Origin of the sequence: Mucilaginibacter sp. (assembly GCF_028288105.1) — a bacterium.
In the GTDB taxonomy this organism is placed as follows: Bacteria; Bacteroidota; Bacteroidia; order Sphingobacteriales; family Sphingobacteriaceae; genus Mucilaginibacter.
In genome coordinates, this window is the sequence record NZ_JAQBOI010000090.1 from 1 (window position 1) to 15,727 (window position 15,727).

20 protein-coding genes and 1 tRNA gene are annotated in these 15,727 nt (G+C 40.5%); 14 read left to right on the plus strand and 7 right to left on the minus strand.

Annotation, left to right across the window (positions count from 1 at the left end):
- Together JWQ85_RS06295 and JWQ85_RS06300 are read left to right on the plus strand one after the other, a co-directional pair.
- The coding region (locus JWQ85_RS06295; RefSeq protein WP_299465607.1) for an outer membrane beta-barrel protein at positions 1-531 on the plus strand (531 nt) is incomplete at its 5' end.
- A gap of 24 nt (positions 532-555) precedes the next feature.
- Complete coding sequence (locus JWQ85_RS06300) at positions 556-1,554, plus strand: ABC transporter ATP-binding protein (protein ID WP_299465610.1); 999 nt, start codon at positions 556-558, stop codon at positions 1,552-1,554.
- A 35-nt stretch (positions 1,555-1,589) separates the two neighbouring features.
- Here the strand turns inward: JWQ85_RS06300 and JWQ85_RS06305 are convergent, their stop codons facing one another.
- Positions 1,590-2,507, minus strand: coding sequence for a PfkB family carbohydrate kinase (locus tag JWQ85_RS06305; protein ID WP_299465613.1), 918 nt, complete (start codon positions 2,505-2,507; stop codon positions 1,590-1,592).
- Positions 2,508-2,593: 86 nt separating this feature from the next.
- Here JWQ85_RS06305 and JWQ85_RS06310 point away from each other — a divergent pair.
- The 10 genes from JWQ85_RS06310 (at position 2,594) to JWQ85_RS06350 (ending at position 10,697) form a co-directional block, all read left to right on the plus strand.
- Positions 2,594-2,667 (plus strand) — tRNA-Asn (locus JWQ85_RS06310).
- 444 nt (positions 2,668-3,111) lie between these two features.
- Complete coding sequence (locus JWQ85_RS06315; protein ID WP_299465616.1) at positions 3,112-5,295, plus strand: toll/interleukin-1 receptor domain-containing protein; 2,184 nt, start codon at positions 3,112-3,114, stop codon at positions 5,293-5,295.
- A gap of 196 nt (positions 5,296-5,491) precedes the next feature.
- A complete protein-coding gene (locus tag JWQ85_RS06320; RefSeq protein WP_299465620.1) occupies positions 5,492-6,523 on the plus strand; it encodes a hypothetical protein in 1,032 nt (343 codons plus the stop codon).
- Between the two features lie 97 nt (positions 6,524-6,620).
- A complete protein-coding gene (locus JWQ85_RS06325) occupies positions 6,621-6,968 on the plus strand; it encodes a helix-turn-helix domain-containing protein (RefSeq protein ID WP_299465623.1) in 348 nt (115 codons plus the stop codon).
- A 201-nt stretch (positions 6,969-7,169) separates the two neighbouring features.
- Positions 7,170-7,583 carry a hypothetical protein gene (locus JWQ85_RS06330; protein ID WP_299465625.1) on the plus strand — a complete coding sequence of 138 codons (414 nt, stop codon included), beginning with the start codon at positions 7,170-7,172 and terminating at the stop codon, positions 7,581-7,583.
- Complete coding sequence (locus JWQ85_RS06335; RefSeq protein WP_299465628.1) at positions 7,580-8,449, plus strand: relaxase/mobilization nuclease domain-containing protein; 870 nt, start codon at positions 7,580-7,582, stop codon at positions 8,447-8,449. The genes JWQ85_RS06330 and JWQ85_RS06335 overlap by 4 nt, the downstream gene beginning before the upstream one ends.
- Positions 8,446-8,883 carry a hypothetical protein gene (locus tag JWQ85_RS06340; protein WP_299465631.1) on the plus strand — a complete coding sequence of 146 codons (438 nt, stop codon included), beginning with the start codon at positions 8,446-8,448 and terminating at the stop codon, positions 8,881-8,883. Before JWQ85_RS06335 ends, JWQ85_RS06340 begins: the two co-directional genes overlap by 4 nt.
- A gap of 202 nt (positions 8,884-9,085) precedes the next feature.
- Positions 9,086-9,832: a hypothetical protein gene (locus tag JWQ85_RS06345; protein WP_299465633.1), complete on the plus strand. Its 747-nt coding sequence runs from the start codon at positions 9,086-9,088 to the stop codon at positions 9,830-9,832.
- A complete protein-coding gene (locus JWQ85_RS21895) occupies positions 9,832-10,131 on the plus strand; it encodes a nucleotidyl transferase AbiEii/AbiGii toxin family protein (RefSeq protein WP_367186187.1) in 300 nt (99 codons plus the stop codon). Before JWQ85_RS06345 ends, JWQ85_RS21895 begins: the two co-directional genes overlap by 1 nt.
- 50 nt (positions 10,132-10,181) lie before the next feature.
- Positions 10,182-10,697 carry a nucleotidyl transferase AbiEii/AbiGii toxin family protein gene (locus JWQ85_RS06350; protein ID WP_299465763.1) on the plus strand — a complete coding sequence of 172 codons (516 nt, stop codon included), beginning with the start codon at positions 10,182-10,184 and terminating at the stop codon, positions 10,695-10,697.
- On the opposite strand, the gene JWQ85_RS06355 is transcribed toward JWQ85_RS06350, so the two are convergent.
- From JWQ85_RS06355 to JWQ85_RS06380, 6 genes are all read right to left on the minus strand, one after another.
- A complete protein-coding gene (locus JWQ85_RS06355; protein WP_299465635.1) occupies positions 10,684-10,809 on the minus strand; it encodes a hypothetical protein in 126 nt (41 codons plus the stop codon). The genes JWQ85_RS06350 and JWQ85_RS06355 overlap by 14 nt on opposite strands.
- A 126-nt stretch (positions 10,810-10,935) precedes the next feature.
- The gene (locus tag JWQ85_RS06360; RefSeq protein ID WP_299465638.1) at positions 10,936-11,361 is read right to left on the minus strand and encodes a protein-export chaperone SecB; all 426 of its coding nucleotides are present in this window, start codon (positions 11,359-11,361) and stop codon (positions 10,936-10,938) included.
- Positions 11,361-11,915 (minus strand): hypothetical protein, encoded by a 555-nt coding sequence (locus JWQ85_RS06365; RefSeq protein ID WP_299465641.1) that lies wholly within the window; start codon positions 11,913-11,915, stop codon positions 11,361-11,363. Before JWQ85_RS06365 ends, JWQ85_RS06360 begins: the two co-directional genes overlap by 1 nt.
- On the minus strand, positions 11,912-12,331 hold the full coding sequence (locus tag JWQ85_RS06370) for a hypothetical protein (RefSeq protein WP_299465643.1): 420 nt from the start codon (positions 12,329-12,331) through the stop codon (positions 11,912-11,914). Before JWQ85_RS06370 ends, JWQ85_RS06365 begins: the two co-directional genes overlap by 4 nt.
- 199 nt (positions 12,332-12,530) lie before the next feature.
- Complete coding sequence (locus JWQ85_RS06375; RefSeq protein ID WP_299465646.1) at positions 12,531-12,698, minus strand: hypothetical protein; 168 nt, start codon at positions 12,696-12,698, stop codon at positions 12,531-12,533.
- 112 nt (positions 12,699-12,810) lie between these two features.
- Positions 12,811-12,981 carry a hypothetical protein gene (locus tag JWQ85_RS06380; protein WP_299465649.1) on the minus strand — a complete coding sequence of 57 codons (171 nt, stop codon included), beginning with the start codon at positions 12,979-12,981 and terminating at the stop codon, positions 12,811-12,813.
- A 145-nt stretch (positions 12,982-13,126) separates the two neighbouring features.
- Here JWQ85_RS06380 and JWQ85_RS06385 point away from each other — a divergent pair, with 145 nt between their 5' ends.
- Together JWQ85_RS06385 and JWQ85_RS06390 are read left to right on the plus strand one after the other, a co-directional pair.
- Positions 13,127-14,146: a WYL domain-containing protein gene (locus tag JWQ85_RS06385; protein ID WP_299465652.1), complete on the plus strand. Its 1,020-nt coding sequence runs from the start codon at positions 13,127-13,129 to the stop codon at positions 14,144-14,146.
- A gap of 26 nt (positions 14,147-14,172) precedes the next feature.
- Positions 14,173-15,642 (plus strand): class I SAM-dependent DNA methyltransferase, encoded by a 1,470-nt coding sequence (locus JWQ85_RS06390; protein WP_299465655.1) that lies wholly within the window; start codon positions 14,173-14,175, stop codon positions 15,640-15,642.
- Positions 15,643-15,727: the final 85 nt, after the last annotated feature.

The following is a 15,727-nucleotide window of genomic DNA, read 5'->3' on the forward strand; positions in this document are numbered from 1 at the left end:
CAGTTTTTAAATTATCGGTCGTGGAGAAGCAGCAATATTGGTTTTGATGTGTTGCAGCTGAGCTATAGGTTTAATAGTTCATTCAGGATATATACAGCGGGTGGGTTTGATTGGACAAACCTGCGCCTTCGCGAAAGTGTGACCATTCTGCGCGATCAGCCGGTGCTAACCTATCAGCGGGATGATATAAAATATGATAAGAACCGTCTTACGGCAGCGTACATTCGTGTGCCGGTGGCTTTTGATTTTCGCACACATAACGATGAGGATGGCAGAAGGTTCCATTTTGTGGCCGGGGCGGAGATGGGTGTGCTGATAGGCAGCAACACTAAACAGGAAAGCAAAGAAAATGGTGATATAAAACTGGGCGGCAATTACCACTTCACTAAGTTTAGATACGGTGCATCTGCCCGTATTGGTTACGGATCGATAGGAGTGTTTGCCAAATATTACTTTAATGACATGTTTGACGATAGCCCGGCGCAAAATGGACTTAGAAACTTCTCCTTTGGGATGAGTATTGGGTGGTAATACAATTTTGTATCTTTGCCCGCAATGGCAGATGTATCTTTTTTACAGGCAAAATTAGTAAACAGAACCTATAGTGGGGCAGAGGCATCGGGAGTTAAAAATATAAGCCTTGATATTGAACCTGGAAAAATAACCGCTATAATTGGCGAAAGCGGCAGCGGTAAAAGCACCTTATTGCGCCTGTTATATGGTTTGCTTTCGCCGGATGAAGGCACGGTAAGCTTTAAAGGCGAACGTATTTGGGGCCCCGAAGAAAAGCTGATACCGGGCCATGATGCCATGAAAATGGTAACCCAGCATACTGATGACCTAAACCTTTTTGCCCGGGTGTGGGATAATGTATCTGCCATGTTGCCCAGCACCAACGTAAAGCTTAAGGAAGAAAAAACCGAACAAGTACTTACCCAATTAAATATGATGCAGCTTGCCTACAAGCGGGTTGCAGATTTAAGCGGTGGCGAAAAACAACGTGTAGCCATAGCCCGTGCCATTATTACCCGCCCCCAAGTATTATTGCTTGATGAACCCTTTAACCAGGTAGATACATCGTTCCGTGAGGGCTTGCAGCACGATATAAGGCAGATTGTAAAGGAAACCGGCCTTACAGTAGTAATGGTATCGCATGACCCGGCAGAGGTGCTCTCCATGGCTGATGAGCTGATTGTGTTGAAACATGGTGAGATCGTAGAACATGGACACCCTAAAACATTATATCACAATCCCCTTAAATTATACACGGCCGAGCTGCTTACTAATTGCAATGTGCTAACCATTAACGAGGCCAAAGCTTGTGGCATTGAAGCCAAAAAAGAATTTGTAGTGATATACCCGGAATGGATCCGCATGAATAATATTCTTAAAACCAGTAACTGGACGGTTAAACAGGTGCTGTTTAAAGGTTTTTATGAAGATCTGATACTGGAAAACAACGGCGTTATTTTACGCGCAGTGAATGACGAAAGTGGAAAATATACCGAAGGTGATATAACAGGCCTTAAAATAAAAAAATGGCTGGAGTATTAACCTCAGCCATTTTTATTCATTAGAAGTAAATTCTATTATATTATCTCGAAAGAAGACAGTTGTACAAACTCTTGTACGCGTGCCGCGATTTCCTGCTCACTAAGATTCCTTATTTTCTCTGTACCAAATTTTTCCACACAGAACGAAGCAAGCGCAGAACCGAAAATAATAGCATTTTTCATGTTATTGAAATTAACGGTACCTACTTTAGCCATATATCCTATAAAGCCACCGGCAAATGTATCACCAGCACCGGTAGGGTCAAATACTTCGGCAAGCGGTAGTGCGGGGGCAGAGAATACACGATCTTCATGAAACAGCAATGCACCATGTTCGCCTTTTTTAATGATAAGGTATTTAGGCCCCATGGTTAATATTTTCTTTGCCGCTTTAACCAAAGAGTATTCGCCCGATAGCTGGCGGGCCTCTGCATCGTTAATTGTTAATACATCTATCAATTTAATGGTTTCCAACAGGTCATCCATTGCAATGTCCATCCAAAAGTTCATTGTGTCCATTACAATAAGCTTAGGGCGGTTTTTAAGGCGTTTAATAACCGTTTGCTGTACTTGTGGAGTAAGATTGCCCAGCATTAGGTATTGGCAGTCCTGGTAAGCCTCAGGGATGATAGGGTCAAAATCAGCCAGTACATTTAACTCAGTTGCCAAAGTGTCGCGGCTGTTCATGTCGTTATGGTACTTCCCGCTCCAGAAGAATGATTTTTCGCCTTGTTTTATCTGCAGGCCTTCGGTATCAATATGGTGATTGTTAAAATCTTTTATTTCTTCCGCCGGGAAGTCATCACCTACTACGGCAACAATTTTTATTTTATCAAAAAAGTACGAAGCGGCTAAACTTGCATAAGTTGCGGCCCCTCCAACAATTTTATCCGTCTTCCCAAAGGGGGTTTCAATTGCGTCAAACGCCACAGTACCAATAACTAACAAACTCATGTAAAATATTTTTAATTTTTTTTGTGCAAATATTGTGAAATTACATCAGAAATCATACTTTTGCACCACTCCAAACCGGAAAACACTCCTGAGTAGCTCAGCTGGTTAGAGCATCTGACTGTTAATCAGAGGGTCCCTGGTTCGAGTCCAGGCTCAGGAGCTTGAAAATCAATGATTTAACCCCACTCTGGCGAGTGGGGTTTTTTGTTTCTCACACATTTCTCACACATTTTTGAAGTTTTTTAAATCATGCGTGATTTTTTGTGCGAGAGCTAAAGGAGGATTGCGGGTAATAAAATAGTTAGAATTGTGGGTTTTGGACACAATGTGCTTGCCGATGGACAATAGACAACTATTAAGCCGCATGGGAACGGTCGCCGTAAACACCCGGCGCCTTCATTGAAATGCTTTTAACGGCAGAGGGTTTGGATGTGCCGCGGGCGACGAAGATGGTGGGTTGGCTATGGTTATGAGATTCGCTAAGGACGGTAATAGCGTCAAGGTCCTTTATAGGTAGTTAGCCTGGTAATTGTCAAAGGATCGATCATGACGATCCATTTGTTTTTAAAGTTTATTAACTTTACCGGTCAACAACTGAGCCTGCATGTCACCTCACAAAATTTTTCTCTCCTATTCCTGGGCAAACAATGCTATCGCCGATGAGATAGATGGTCATTTTCAAAAATATGGTATATCGCTGATCAGGGATGTGCGCGCATTAAGGTACCGTGATGAGCTCAAGGCCTTTATGGCCAAAATCCAGGAAACGGATTTTGTGGTGATGCTGATTGGTCATGATTTTCTGCAGTCAGAGAATTGTATGTTCGAGATGCTGAAAATGATCCAGGCAAAGGATTTTGGGAAGAGGATCTTACCAATAAGCATTGGCGACGCTAAGTTTTACAATGCGGCGCAGCGCGCGGTGTATTACCGCCTATGGGATGAAAAGATCGCAGCTACTAGAAAGCTTGCCGCAGAGTTCGAAACCACTGATTTTGTTGAGTTGCTCAAACATCAGCGGGATGTTCGCAACGAACTTCCGGATTTTTTTACGAAGATATGTGCTATTAACCTGAAAACCTTTGCCGAATTACGCGATCAGGGCTACCGACCCATATTTCAGATATTGGGCTACAATGACCAGCAATTTATTGATCGCCTGAACCTAATCAGTGAGATCAAGGATGTTGATCTTAAGTTCACGGCATTGGAACAATTGAGTGTGGAATACGGGCCTGGTTATTTAATCGATTTTCAAAAAGCAAAACTTTATAAACAGGAGGGGAAATTTAAATTAGCCAAGTTATTTTACGAAAAAGCCATCAACGTTCAACCCCAATACGCACATATCTATAATGACTACGGGGTTTTGCTGGAAACCCATTTCGATGATTTCGACCAAGCGCTCGCAATGTATAAAAAGGCCTTAGCGATCGATCCGGCCTTACAGGCAGCCATATTGAACTATACCAATGTGATAGAAACACATTTCCAAAAGTACGACCAGGCTAAAAAACTTTGGGAAGAAGCGATCGAGCTTTATCCGGAAAATGTAAAATACAAGATCAATCTAGCCCATTTATTGGCTTGGCATTTCCAAGAACATGAACAGGCGCTGCACTATTATTTTCAGGTGCTACAGCAAAAACCTGCTTATTATAATGCGGTGATTGGGATCGCTGCGCTGCTCAATTCTATGAATCGCAAGCGGGAAGCGGCTTTATATTATCAGCAAGCGCTGGTTTTAAGACCGAGTGCCATGGTGTTTAGCGACTATATTTCCCTGCTGGTCTCCCTAGATGATCGCGCCATTCTGAAAACGGTTATGGCCAGCGCCCTGCAGTTATCGCCCGCAGCGGACCTTTTCGCGCAATGCGCCCGGCTGGCCTATGAATTGTTCGCGGACCTGCCACAAGCCAAGACATACTATTTGAAGGCAATCGCGCTGGCAAAGGACGATCCTAAGATCTTAAATCAATTCGCCGTTTTTTTGGAGTATCAGCTGCAGGATTTTGATGAGGCCAAGCGATATTACGAAATGGCGATCAGCTGGAATGGCAAAAATGCTATTTATCATTTTAATTACGCTTACTTGGTTGACCACCGGTTCAACGATTTCGAATTAGCAAAAAAGCATTATTTACTGGCAATCAAATATGCTCCTGAGGCTTACGATAATTATGTGAATTATGGCGACGTGTTATTTCGGGAGGGATCAGTAGTAGAGGCCATCGCCTGTTTTGAAAAGTCGGTCCAGTTGAACCCGGGCCACAAACTTGGTTATGCCAATATCAGCCGCTGTTATCTTCAGCTTGAAGAGCTGGAAAAGGCTAGTCATTACCAGGAAAAAGTATTGGAATTAGCCCCGGCCGATACGCGTGCCCGGGTAAGGTACGCGGAGCTATTAGCCAAAATGGAACGTTATGCGGAGGCAGAGGCGCAGTTCGAATTAGCTATCGCGGTGATCAAAAATGTGGATGATGCGAACGACTATGTGCAATTTTTGCTACAGCGGGGTAACTACAAAAAAGCAGAGGAGGTCATTGATCATGCGATCACTATAGCGCCTGATGATCTGCTGTTGCACGCCAATCATAGCGTGATCTTAATGGTAACAGGCCGGTCTGCAGAGGCAAGATCTCTGCTGGAGAATTTGTTGCAATATGAACCCGACTCGGGGATGATCCATCATAATCTGGCGTTGATCTATAAGGATCTACCCGATAAGGAGTTATATGAAAATCATCTCCGTTTAGCGAAACAATACGGTGTTGATCTCCAAAGTTAATTCGCAGCCCGGCAAATAAGGAAGACCGTGTTTGTTAGGTACTGACTTTTATGATAGGCGGGCAAACGACTGGGCATTGGAATTGCCAGCCCTTAACCTAATATGCATGTGTATCATGAAGTTAAATACTGATAGGTAATTTTTGAACCAAACGCCGCAAATTTGTTGTTGAAATATTTATCTAACCAAATGGTATATGCAACATCTAAAAGAATTTCTAATCCGCATACAAACATTTGACCTGCGTATTATCGAAGATGATATTGCAACGGAAACGGGCACGAATGAAAAGAAGAATGTTAAAGCCTATGATTTAACCTATCAAACCCAATACTATGATTCCTTTTCCTACAGGAGTGAATTAAGGGTATTAAAGGATATGGCTTTTATTGATCTGATTGCATTAGATAAAGAACACATTAAACTTCAGTTGGCTGAATTGTCTAAAGTTCGTAGCCGGTTTAAAGAGTTTTGGGGTAATTACAACCAGTACTATTCGGAAATGAAGCTGATTTATGATCGCTCTTTTATTTTTTCAGTCAGGTTACAGTACTTTTTTATCGTGAATAATCTGCAATCTGATAGTGCTGATATAGAAGTGATATCCAAATTTGTGGAAGATCTGGGCGACTCTGTTAAACTGCGCGAAAAGTTTTTAATGGAATTGATCTATGATTCCGAAAACTCGATCAAAGAACATATTTCATTTGAAGAATTTCAAAAAACGTTACAAGCCAAAAGGCAGATTGAAGAACCGACCGGATCGGAAAACAATGGGGAGTCGGAAATAGTGATTGAAAATGAATCTACAGCAAAGCCAATTGGTCGATACCCGACTTTCAAACCGGGTATTGCTTTGCAATTGCTCGATTTATTAAGAGAGTATTTTGTTGCAGAAGACCACCCCAAACTTGAAAAACTATTAATAGCAGACGAAGTGCCGGCCAGTGCCTTGGTATTCCGTGGTTTTGGTAATCAGCTAGCCGATGCATTCAAGCAGCTATTTGATGCCAGGTTGATCGTAGGTTGCCAGATGGCAGACTTGGAGCGATGGATCGCTCCTAAATTTAACTATCTTTCTAATCAAGCTGAAGCAAGGGAGTTAACAGAGGGCTATCTTAATGGTCTAATGTCTACTAAGACCCGTCCCTGCAAATCGCCTATATTAAAAATTGAACAAAAGGAGGATAAATTTTATATCCTACCAACACCTCGTAACAAAAGATAACAAAGAAATGAGTGGGTTGCAGTGAGGTTACAGTTTACCCTCTTGTAACCCAGCAAAACAAGCCACTACAATTGCAGCATTAAACAAATAATGCGCAATGGAAACACTAACATTTGACCAATTACCGCAAGCGGTAAGCAAACTTCAGGATAAGCTTGAAAGCATTGAACAGCTTTTACTTCATCAGCATGAGCAGCCACCCGAACACGAAGAACTCCTGACCATTTCTAACGCTGCCAAATTTCTAAATCTCTCCGTACCTACAATTTACAGTAAAGTGTGCCGTAAAGAAATTCCCGTGAATAAGCGCGGTAAGCGGCTGTATTTCTATCGATCCGAATTGACGGAATGGGTTAAGTCTGGCCGGAAGAAAACGGCAGATGAGATCAGAGAAGAGGCGGTACAGCAATTGACTTCCTCTCGAAAAAGGCCTAAGACCTATTAAGCAATTAAGCATTTCGGGCTAAAGCGCGAAGTCTAAAATCAAACCAAATGGAAAAGTCGCAAATCCCGGATACGAAGTATCCGGCTAACACGAGGGGCATTAGCCCCAAAGTGGAGCCAGCTATGTTTCGGCTCTGCCGAAACTCGCTGGCCCCCGCTCATGCTATCGCATTCGGGGGGATTTTTTGAGAGAATTAAGCTTATGGAAGATTTAATCAAAAAGATAAGTAGAACGGTTGGTAAGGAAAAGAAGGGCAAAATCAACAAGGGCGGACGCCCTAAGGTACCGCATAAAAAAAGTGAAGCCCTAAGTGTCATGTGCAACCTTTTGGAGAAAAAGATCATCCAGGCAAATGCAAGGAATGCAGGGAAAACAGTATCCGTATTTCTCCGTGATCTTGGTTTGCACAACCGGGCGGTGATCAGGGTGCGAACGCTACCGAGGTCAGTGTTGCAATTGACCGGGACATTGAACCACATAGCTGCCAATATTAACCAGCTTGCTAAAAAGCGTAACCAGGGAAATGATCTCAACGGGATGGAAAGAGCCTTGCTTAACCAAGAAATCAGGAGCCTACAAACGTTGGTTAAGGACATTAAAAACGCTATATCATGATTGGTAAAATAGGAACTGGTAAAAGTTTTCGGGGGTGTCTGAACTATCTTTTTGAAGGTCGTTTGCAACAAACCAAGGCGATGCAGTTACACGAGATGGAAAAGAAACAAGCAGAGGTGATTGCTTACAACCAATGTTTTGGTGATAAGCGGCAACTGATCCGTGATTTTATTGAAGTGAGTAAGCTTAACCCAAATGTCAGCAAGCCCGTGTTCCATTTAGCTGTCAGTTTCGCGCACGGTGATGCGGGCAAATTAAATCCACAGGACAAAGTTGACATGGCTGAAAAGCTGGCTAAAGAGTTTATGTTTCATAATAACCAGTACGTAGTGATTGAGCATAGTGACCGGCAACACCAGCACCTGCATATTGTCGCCAATCGTATCGGTTATGATGGAAAAACAGCCAGTGACAGCAATAGCTATAAACGCATGGCAGAGTACTGCCGAAAGATGGAACTGGACTATAAACTAACCAAAGTATTAAGTCCCAATAAGTTTTTAAGACCCGAACAAAGAGTATCACAAGAGAAGCGGGTTGACCAGCGGAAGGAAGATTTAAAAAATCATTTATTCCAGGCTATTAAACAATGTAAAGATGTACCAGCATTAAGAAAGTACATGGAAAAGCAAGGTTATAGCGTAGAGCTTGGGCGAGGTATTGCATTTACAGATCAACAACAAGTCCGTTTCAAAGGCAGTCAGGTTGGTTATGCTTTGATGGATATTGAAAAGAAGCTTAAACAGGGACAGTTATTAAAACAACAGCAGATACAGCAGCAACGATTACAGGAACAACAGCAACAGGAAGAATTAATTAAACAACAGGAACAAAAACTTAACTATTCGAAAGGGATTTCAATATGAAGACACAGGAAGAAACACCAATGGACGAAATAACGCTAACAGAAATGCTTAAAGAGGTTTTCTTGCACAATAAGCAGATGCAGGACTTTATGGTGATGCAAAAAGAAAAGCTTGATGAAAAAGACCGTTTTATTGAAGCCGGTAAAAAGCAAACTGAAAGATTGATTAACAGTTTTGAAACTAAGTTTGGCAATATACAGGTACAGGCACCAAAACCAGATCTTTCAGTGGTTAACCAAACATTAGCCAGTAGTTTGTTAACCATTAATCAAACCATTGAAAAGGGGCCTAAGCCGGTTACTAAGCAAATAAGGTTTCAAATATTCCCCGAACAAATGAGGAGCCCTGAATATTACAAAATAATGGTATGGGGCATATTGGGGTTTGTATTTTTGATTATGGTTTATTTATTGTTGAATAAACTTATCAAGTAGCTTAGTGAGTAAACAAGCAGCCATGAAGCTGCTTGTTTACTCACTAAATCTCTAATAGTTATTGTTTATTAAAAACAACTACCTATATTTACTTTTAATGTAACGATAAGACCCATTTTTTAGGTCTTATAATGACACTCGAAGTAATATGGCACATAGCGTTTACATATCATCCAACTTAACACAGCAACAACTTGAATTTATGAAATTGCTGGATGACTATGAAATAGAGCTATTCCAATTTGAAGAAATTGAAAGCCAAATCAATAGAAAGTTTGACAACCTCAACGAAGTTCTTGAAAATTTAGTCCATAAAGAACTGCTTTCCCGGATAGAGCGGGGGAAGTTTTGCAAGGTTAATTTCCGTGATGAAAACGTAATCGGCACGTTTGTGGTAAAAAATAGCGCAGTGGCTTATTGGTCGGCTTTAAATCTACATGGGTTAACCGAGCAATTTTCTAATACGATATTTATCCAGACCACATATAGAAAGACTGATAAAACCCTTTTAGGAACTCCATATAAATTTGTTACTATAAATTCTGGTAAGCGTACCGGTATTATGTACAATGGCTATGGCAATACAAAATATCCTATAACGGATGTTGAAAAGACCATTATAGACTGTTTCGACCAACCACAATATTCTGGTGGTTATGCTGAACTAATAAGGGCTTTATCCCAGGCAGAGATTAATTCTGATAAGATGATCAATTATTGCAGACAAGTCGGCAATAGTGCTGCTACAAAAAGGATGGGATTTTTGGTGGAGCTATTTGAAAAGCCATTTATGAATAAATTTATTGATTTCGCAAAAAAACAGATCACTGAGAAGTATAACCTTTTTGATCCGCAGGGAACAGAGAAAGGTGAATTTGTAGCAACTTGGAAGTTGAGGCTGAATATCAGCAAAGATGAATTGCTTAATCTAACGGACAAACAATATTAATGATACTGAGGAAGGAAATAGAGAAAATTGCACTGCAAGAAAATGTATCCTGTAGTACGGTAGATAAGGATTGGGTATTAGGTCATTTCATTGATGCTATATTCTCTGTCCCGTTATGCCGGGATAGTCTTGTATTTAAAGGCGGTACCTGTTTAAAAAAGTGCTATATACCTGACTACCGATTTTCAGAAGACCTGGACCTTACATCTGTAAACCCTGACTTTGTATTAAGCCGGGAATTATTACAGGAAAATAATCGAACTGATAACACAACGAACAGAAATTCCTTTATTTATTGATTCTATAAAAGAATTGAAGCATAAGGACATGCCTACCGGCTACAGCCATCATTAAGTTTTGGGGCGCAGATCATTTAAAGAACCAGGCACCACCTCCCCCCGAAAGATGGGCAACAAGCGTAAAAGTAGAGATTATCCTTTTTGAAAAAATGTTATTCCCGGTTAGCTTACGGCCCATAACACATGCGTATTCTGATAAATTGGCCTTAGCAGATCAAATTATCCCCTGTTATGATTTGCAAGAGGTAATGTCGGAGAAATTGAGAGCGTTAATACAGCGCTCCTATTCTGCACCGAGGGACTACTTTGATATATGGTATCTATCCCATAAGCTTGAAGCTATAGAATGGCCGATAATAGTAAAAGCCTTTCACCAGAAAATGAAATTTAAAAACTTGAAATTTACCGGCATAGACCAATTTTTAAATGATGATGTAGATAAAAAATTTAAAGGTGCATGGAAAAATAGCCTTGCCCATCAGATACCACATGAACAATTACCACCTTATAGTCAGGTGAAAGAAGAGCTATCTTTATTGTTTGAAAAAATATTTAATGCCAATTGAGGCCAGCGGCTGCGGCAGGTGGCTTCATTACACCACGCGCTATCGCGCCGGGTTCCATTCCGCCGCCAGCCTCGCCGCCACGCAAGCAGGAATGAAATTCGCTATCGCTCATAACATACCTGCTACGGGCCTAGCCACTTAAAATGAGTTAAGTAAAGGCAACAGCAAATTAACAATAAAGATGACTATTAAGGGGCATTGTAAACAATAGTCGAAATACAACAATAATCAGGTGATACTACTGTATTCTCTTTTTGGCTTTAAGCTCCTCAGATAACCTTATAAAATTAACCGCAGGAAGTAGAATAGGGCTTATGCCTGCCTTCAAAGTAGTGGTAGCTAAATGCTCTCTTAAAAAAGGAAACATAATTGCAGGGCCATTGGCCTTTGCAAATTGTTCAATAGGTATAACGGGTTCGGAATCGCATTTAAAGATGCCCATCATTTTTATTTTGGCCGAAATTTCTTTTACTCTTTTTTTACCAGCCGAATAATCTAAAGTGACAGTTATATGTAAAGTCTGATTTTCTAAAACTTGGTGGTCAACAGTTATGTCGGCATTGTTTTTAAACGATGGGTCTTCAAAATTCACATTTATTGCACGTTTAAAATTACTTTCGAGCAAGTAAATTTCAGTCAATCGAAAAGAGGATTTGTTTGCCATTATGCCGCTAAAGAATAGTCCGGTTCGTTTTCTACTTCATCAACTGGGCAGTCTTGCGCATTGACAGATTTTGAGTGCAAGTTGAAAGTTGGCGATTCAAAATCATTATTATGATTACGCAAATTCAAACTGAAGTTAAAAACCTTAGAATATTGTTTTACCTCGTAAATATCTTGCTTAAAAACCACAGATGTTGGAATTTCCGGCACAAAATCTTCCAACATTATATCAAGGTTCTCGTCATTCCACGATATGCTTATAGTGTTGGTGTGGTACTTATTACCACATTTAATATACTCAGGTTGATTTACCGTAAAAAGATCATCTTCTGTAATGAAAGCGAGCCCTTCACTTGGGTAGATCTTAATAAAGTCAACGATAACGTCATTTTGCTCTTTTACAAAACGACTATCGTATTGTTCAAAAACATCTTTTGGTAAAACTTCAATGAAATGCGTTTCGCTTAGTTCGTCCATCTGATAACTAAACTTCACGTAAGGAAAATGTTTAGCTAACTCGTTGATTTTAGAAACTATATATTTTTTTGAGCTCATAGCTGAAAATGTTTTTTTAGAAGAGAATTCGCTTGCACTGAAAAGTCGTAAGCTAACAAAGCATCTCTATCTATAATGTTTTTAACGGAATAATCCGCCTTGGCACGTGCCGTACTTAAACTTTTTATTTTTGCATTAAATTTAGAAGCATCTGTACCGTCTCCGTCTATGCGAATAAATTCAATGTAAATAATATTTTGTAACCACTTATGATACCCATTCTCATTTTTGGCTCCTTCTTTTCCCTCTGCAGTAATCTGCAATTCAGTTTTCCCAAAATGCGAACGGAGTATGTGCAGCATTAATTGCACACATGCGTAATACGCACAATGGACACTTGAAGAGAACAACGAAGCTTTAATAAGTTTGTTTGAGGCAATGATACTTTCATCTGATTTAATAATTAAAACCGACATGCCTGTAATAAAGTGATTTAAGTTCCATGCAATGATAACTATTTTTTTAATATAACAAATGTTACCGCAGATTATTTTGTTATGATCGTCGTCAGTTAAAGCGAACAAAATCTTAAAAAGGGGAAGGGGGTAATGAAAGGTGAGAATTTAAATAAATAGACAGGACAATAACTTTATCACCCTGTCTATCCATTAAAGATTAAGCGTAAGCTTCTAATCTCCAGGTTACGCCTTTGCCGCCGTATGGTGGCATAGTGTTTCCTTTAGCGATAGGGGCAGTTGTTGATGGATTACCAACAACCTTCCATACGCCACTTTCAGGACACGAGTGGCCTGTACTTGCAGTGGTACCTATTGGTGCTTTCACAGTATTTGTATTAGCTCTCTCCTTGTTGAATCAGGGCAGGAACACATTAACCCTCTGAGAAATTATATTTAATTCAAGCAGGTTTTCTCATTAACTGCTTGAATGTTATGTCTTATTTTTTGGTTACGCCTTTAAAAGGTTTGCCGTCAGCCTTCTGATCCATGAATTTGTTTGTGCTTGTATCAATCTTCGTCCATTTTTCATTACGTGGATTATACACTTGTACACGACCTTTCACTGCTCCTATTCTGTGCCCATCACCTGCGGGTGCATTTGTTGCCATGATTTATACCTCCTTCCTTCTTTGTTATAATGTGTTAAAAATATTAAGCTTGTTTCTATGGTATCAAAGGTGGGGAGCACCTATGCAGTGTATCTGCATAACAAATTGTATTTTTATAATCTCAACAGCTAACCTTTAAACCCTTATGGCAGTTAATAAAAATGCACTGATACGCTACAAAATTCTGGATAGGTGTTTTAGTAATCCGGGTAAAAGATATTTTATTGAAGACCTTGTTGAAGAATGCAATAAGCAGTTAATGGAAATTGATCCAAACTCAAAAGGTATTCAAAAAAGGCAGCTATTTGAGGATATCAAATACATGGAGAGCGCGGAGGGCTGGTCAGCCGAGATAGAAAAAGTCGCATTCGGAAAAAAGAAATATTACCGATATGCAGATAAAAACTTTTCGATCAATAACCAGCCATTAAATGCAGCAGAAATTGAACAATTACATTCTGCAATGGATATTATATCGCGATTTAAAGGTATGCCGCAATTTGAATGGATTAATGAGTTTACTCCAAAACTTGAGCAGGCATTTACATTGGATGCACATGTGATGCCTATTATTAGTTTCGATAATAATGAATACTTAAAAGGTGTCGAATACATTAGTGAACTTTTCCATGCTGTACTATATAAAAAAGTACTACACATAACATACCAGCCTTTTACAAGTGGAACACCAAGATATTTCGTTATTCACCCGTATTATTTAAAGCAATACAATAACAGATGGTTCCTTTTTGGTCACAACGAACAAATGGAAAAGCTAACAAACCTGGCTTTAGATAGAATAACCTTAATTGAAGAACAAAATTCTATTTACCATGAAAATGATGAGTATGATTTTAATGAGTATTTTGAAGATATAATTGGTGTTACCAAGCCGGATGATGGCGTAGTGGAAAAAGTAATTTTAAAATTTAGTGAACTATCATTGCCATACATTTTGTCGAAACCTTTACATGGCTCACAAAAAAGTATTCGCACAGAAGGCGAACAATTAATTTCTATTGAAGTAATGATCAACTATGAATTAGAAAGTCTGTTATTATCATTTGGTGATCGCGTATCGGTTAGTGAACCTCAACACTTACAAGACAAAATAAAAATGAGATTGCAGACAGCCATTGAGCAATACCCAACCATTAAAGATTAAATTCGCACCCTTATACTCGATATTAAATGCTTACACAATCCCTCAAATCACAAATAGATAAAGTTTGGACTACCTTTTGGACCGGTGGCGTATCCAACCCCTTAACCGTTATCGAGCAGATCACTTACCTGCTTTTTATACGCAGATTGGATGAATTGCAAATTCTGGCAGAAAGAAGAGCGAATGCGTTGGGCGAACCAATTAAAAATGCGGTCTATCAGGCAAATGAGCAGGAATTGCGCTGGAGCGTTTTTAAGGATATGGATGCCGAAACCATGTTTGATTTGTTTAGGAAGGCTGATGGCGTGTTTGACTTTATGAAGAACAAGGGTGCGTCAACCGATTCATCGTTCAACAAATACATGAAGGGGGCCACCTTTATGATCCCTACACCTCGATTGTTGCAGTTGGTGGTAGATCTACTGTCGGCAGTAGATATGAACGACCGTGATACCAAGGGCGACGTTTACGAATACCTGCTCAGTAAAATTGCCAGCGCGGGCACTAATGGACAGTTCCGCACGCCGAGGCACATCATTCGCATGATGGTAGAAATGACCAATCCTACGCCTGAAGATATCATCTGCGATCCATCAGCAGGGACATCTGGTTTTTTGGTAAAGGCTGCCGAATATATTCTGGAGAATAACCCGCAAATATTGAATAATCCTGAAACCCGTAAAAGGTATGAGGGCGATATGTTTATGGGGATGGAGTTTGACGCTACCATGATCCGCATTGGCGCTATGAACCTATTATTGCATGGGATAGAAAACCCTCAGCTAAACGATGTGGACGCCCTTAGCGAGGCCAATAGCGGGTTTAAAAGCAAGGCTACGCTAATACTCGCTAACCCGCCATTTAAAGGGTCGTTAGATCAGGATGCGGTTGATAGCAGCCTGAGCAGCGTAGTAAAAACCACCAAGACCGAATTGCTATTTATTGCCCTGATACTGCGCGGTTTAAAGCTGGGTGGCCGGGCGGCAGTGATTGTACCCGATGGTGTTTTGTTCGGTTCATCAAACGCGCATAAACAGATACGCAAGGAAATTTTAGATAATAACCAGCTCACCGGCGTAATCTCTATGCCCAGCGGCGTATTTAAGCCGTATGCTGGGGTAAGTACAGCGGTATTGCTGTTCACTAAAACCGGCGCGGGCGGAACCGATAAGGTTTGGTTTTACGATATGAAAGCCGACGGCCTTAGCCTGGATGATAAGCGCCAGGATATTGCTGCTAACGATATCCCCGATATTGTTGCCCGCTGGAACAACCGCACTGCCGAAACCGGCCGCAACCGTACCGAAAAAAGCTTTTTAGTGCCACTTGCCGAGATACAGGCCAATAACTACGACCTGAGCATTAACCGCTATAAAGAAACTATCCACGTAGAGAAAACCTACGATAAGCCCGCAGTGATTATAGAGCGCATTGTAAGCCTTGATGCCGAGCGTGGCACTTTAATGGCCGAATTAAAAGCATTATTGATAAACTAAACATGGCGTGTTTGCAACCTTACAATTGGTACCGGATAAGCCTTAACTACGATTGCCAGCGCATGCGCGATATGGTACCCATTAT

Excerpts from the sequence above, each read along its gene's own strand:
- JWQ85_RS06300 (WP_299465610.1), top strand. The coding sequence starts at position 556 with ATGGCAGATGTATCTTTTTTACAGGCAAAATTAGTAAACAGAACCTAT.
- JWQ85_RS06305 (WP_299465613.1), bottom strand. The coding sequence starts at position 2,507 with ATGAGTTTGTTAGTTATTGGTACTGTGGCGTTTGACGCAATTGAAACC.
- JWQ85_RS06315 (WP_299465616.1), top strand. The coding sequence starts at position 3,112 with ATGTCACCTCACAAAATTTTTCTCTCCTATTCCTGGGCAAACAATGCT.
- JWQ85_RS06320 (WP_299465620.1), top strand. The coding sequence starts at position 5,492 with ATGCAACATCTAAAAGAATTTCTAATCCGCATACAAACATTTGACCTG.
- JWQ85_RS06325 (WP_299465623.1), top strand. The coding sequence starts at position 6,621 with ATGGAAACACTAACATTTGACCAATTACCGCAAGCGGTAAGCAAACTT.
- JWQ85_RS06330 (WP_299465625.1), top strand. The coding sequence starts at position 7,170 with ATGGAAGATTTAATCAAAAAGATAAGTAGAACGGTTGGTAAGGAAAAG.
- JWQ85_RS06335 (WP_299465628.1), top strand. The coding sequence starts at position 7,580 with ATGATTGGTAAAATAGGAACTGGTAAAAGTTTTCGGGGGTGTCTGAAC.
- JWQ85_RS06340 (WP_299465631.1), top strand. The coding sequence starts at position 8,446 with ATGAAGACACAGGAAGAAACACCAATGGACGAAATAACGCTAACAGAA.
- JWQ85_RS06345 (WP_299465633.1), top strand. The coding sequence starts at position 9,086 with ATGAAATTGCTGGATGACTATGAAATAGAGCTATTCCAATTTGAAGAA.
- JWQ85_RS21895 (WP_367186187.1), top strand. The coding sequence starts at position 9,832 with ATGATACTGAGGAAGGAAATAGAGAAAATTGCACTGCAAGAAAATGTA.
- JWQ85_RS06355 (WP_299465635.1), bottom strand. The coding sequence starts at position 10,809 with ATGAGCGATAGCGAATTTCATTCCTGCTTGCGTGGCGGCGAGGCTGGC.
- JWQ85_RS06360 (WP_299465638.1), bottom strand. The coding sequence starts at position 11,361 with ATGGCAAACAAATCCTCTTTTCGATTGACTGAAATTTACTTGCTCGAA.
- JWQ85_RS06365 (WP_299465641.1), bottom strand. The coding sequence starts at position 11,915 with ATGAGCTCAAAAAAATATATAGTTTCTAAAATCAACGAGTTAGCTAAA.
- JWQ85_RS06370 (WP_299465643.1), bottom strand. The coding sequence starts at position 12,331 with ATGTCGGTTTTAATTATTAAATCAGATGAAAGTATCATTGCCTCAAAC.
- JWQ85_RS06380 (WP_299465649.1), bottom strand. The coding sequence starts at position 12,981 with ATGGCAACAAATGCACCCGCAGGTGATGGGCACAGAATAGGAGCAGTG.
- JWQ85_RS06385 (WP_299465652.1), top strand. The coding sequence starts at position 13,127 with ATGGCAGTTAATAAAAATGCACTGATACGCTACAAAATTCTGGATAGG.
- JWQ85_RS06390 (WP_299465655.1), top strand. The coding sequence starts at position 14,173 with ATGCTTACACAATCCCTCAAATCACAAATAGATAAAGTTTGGACTACC.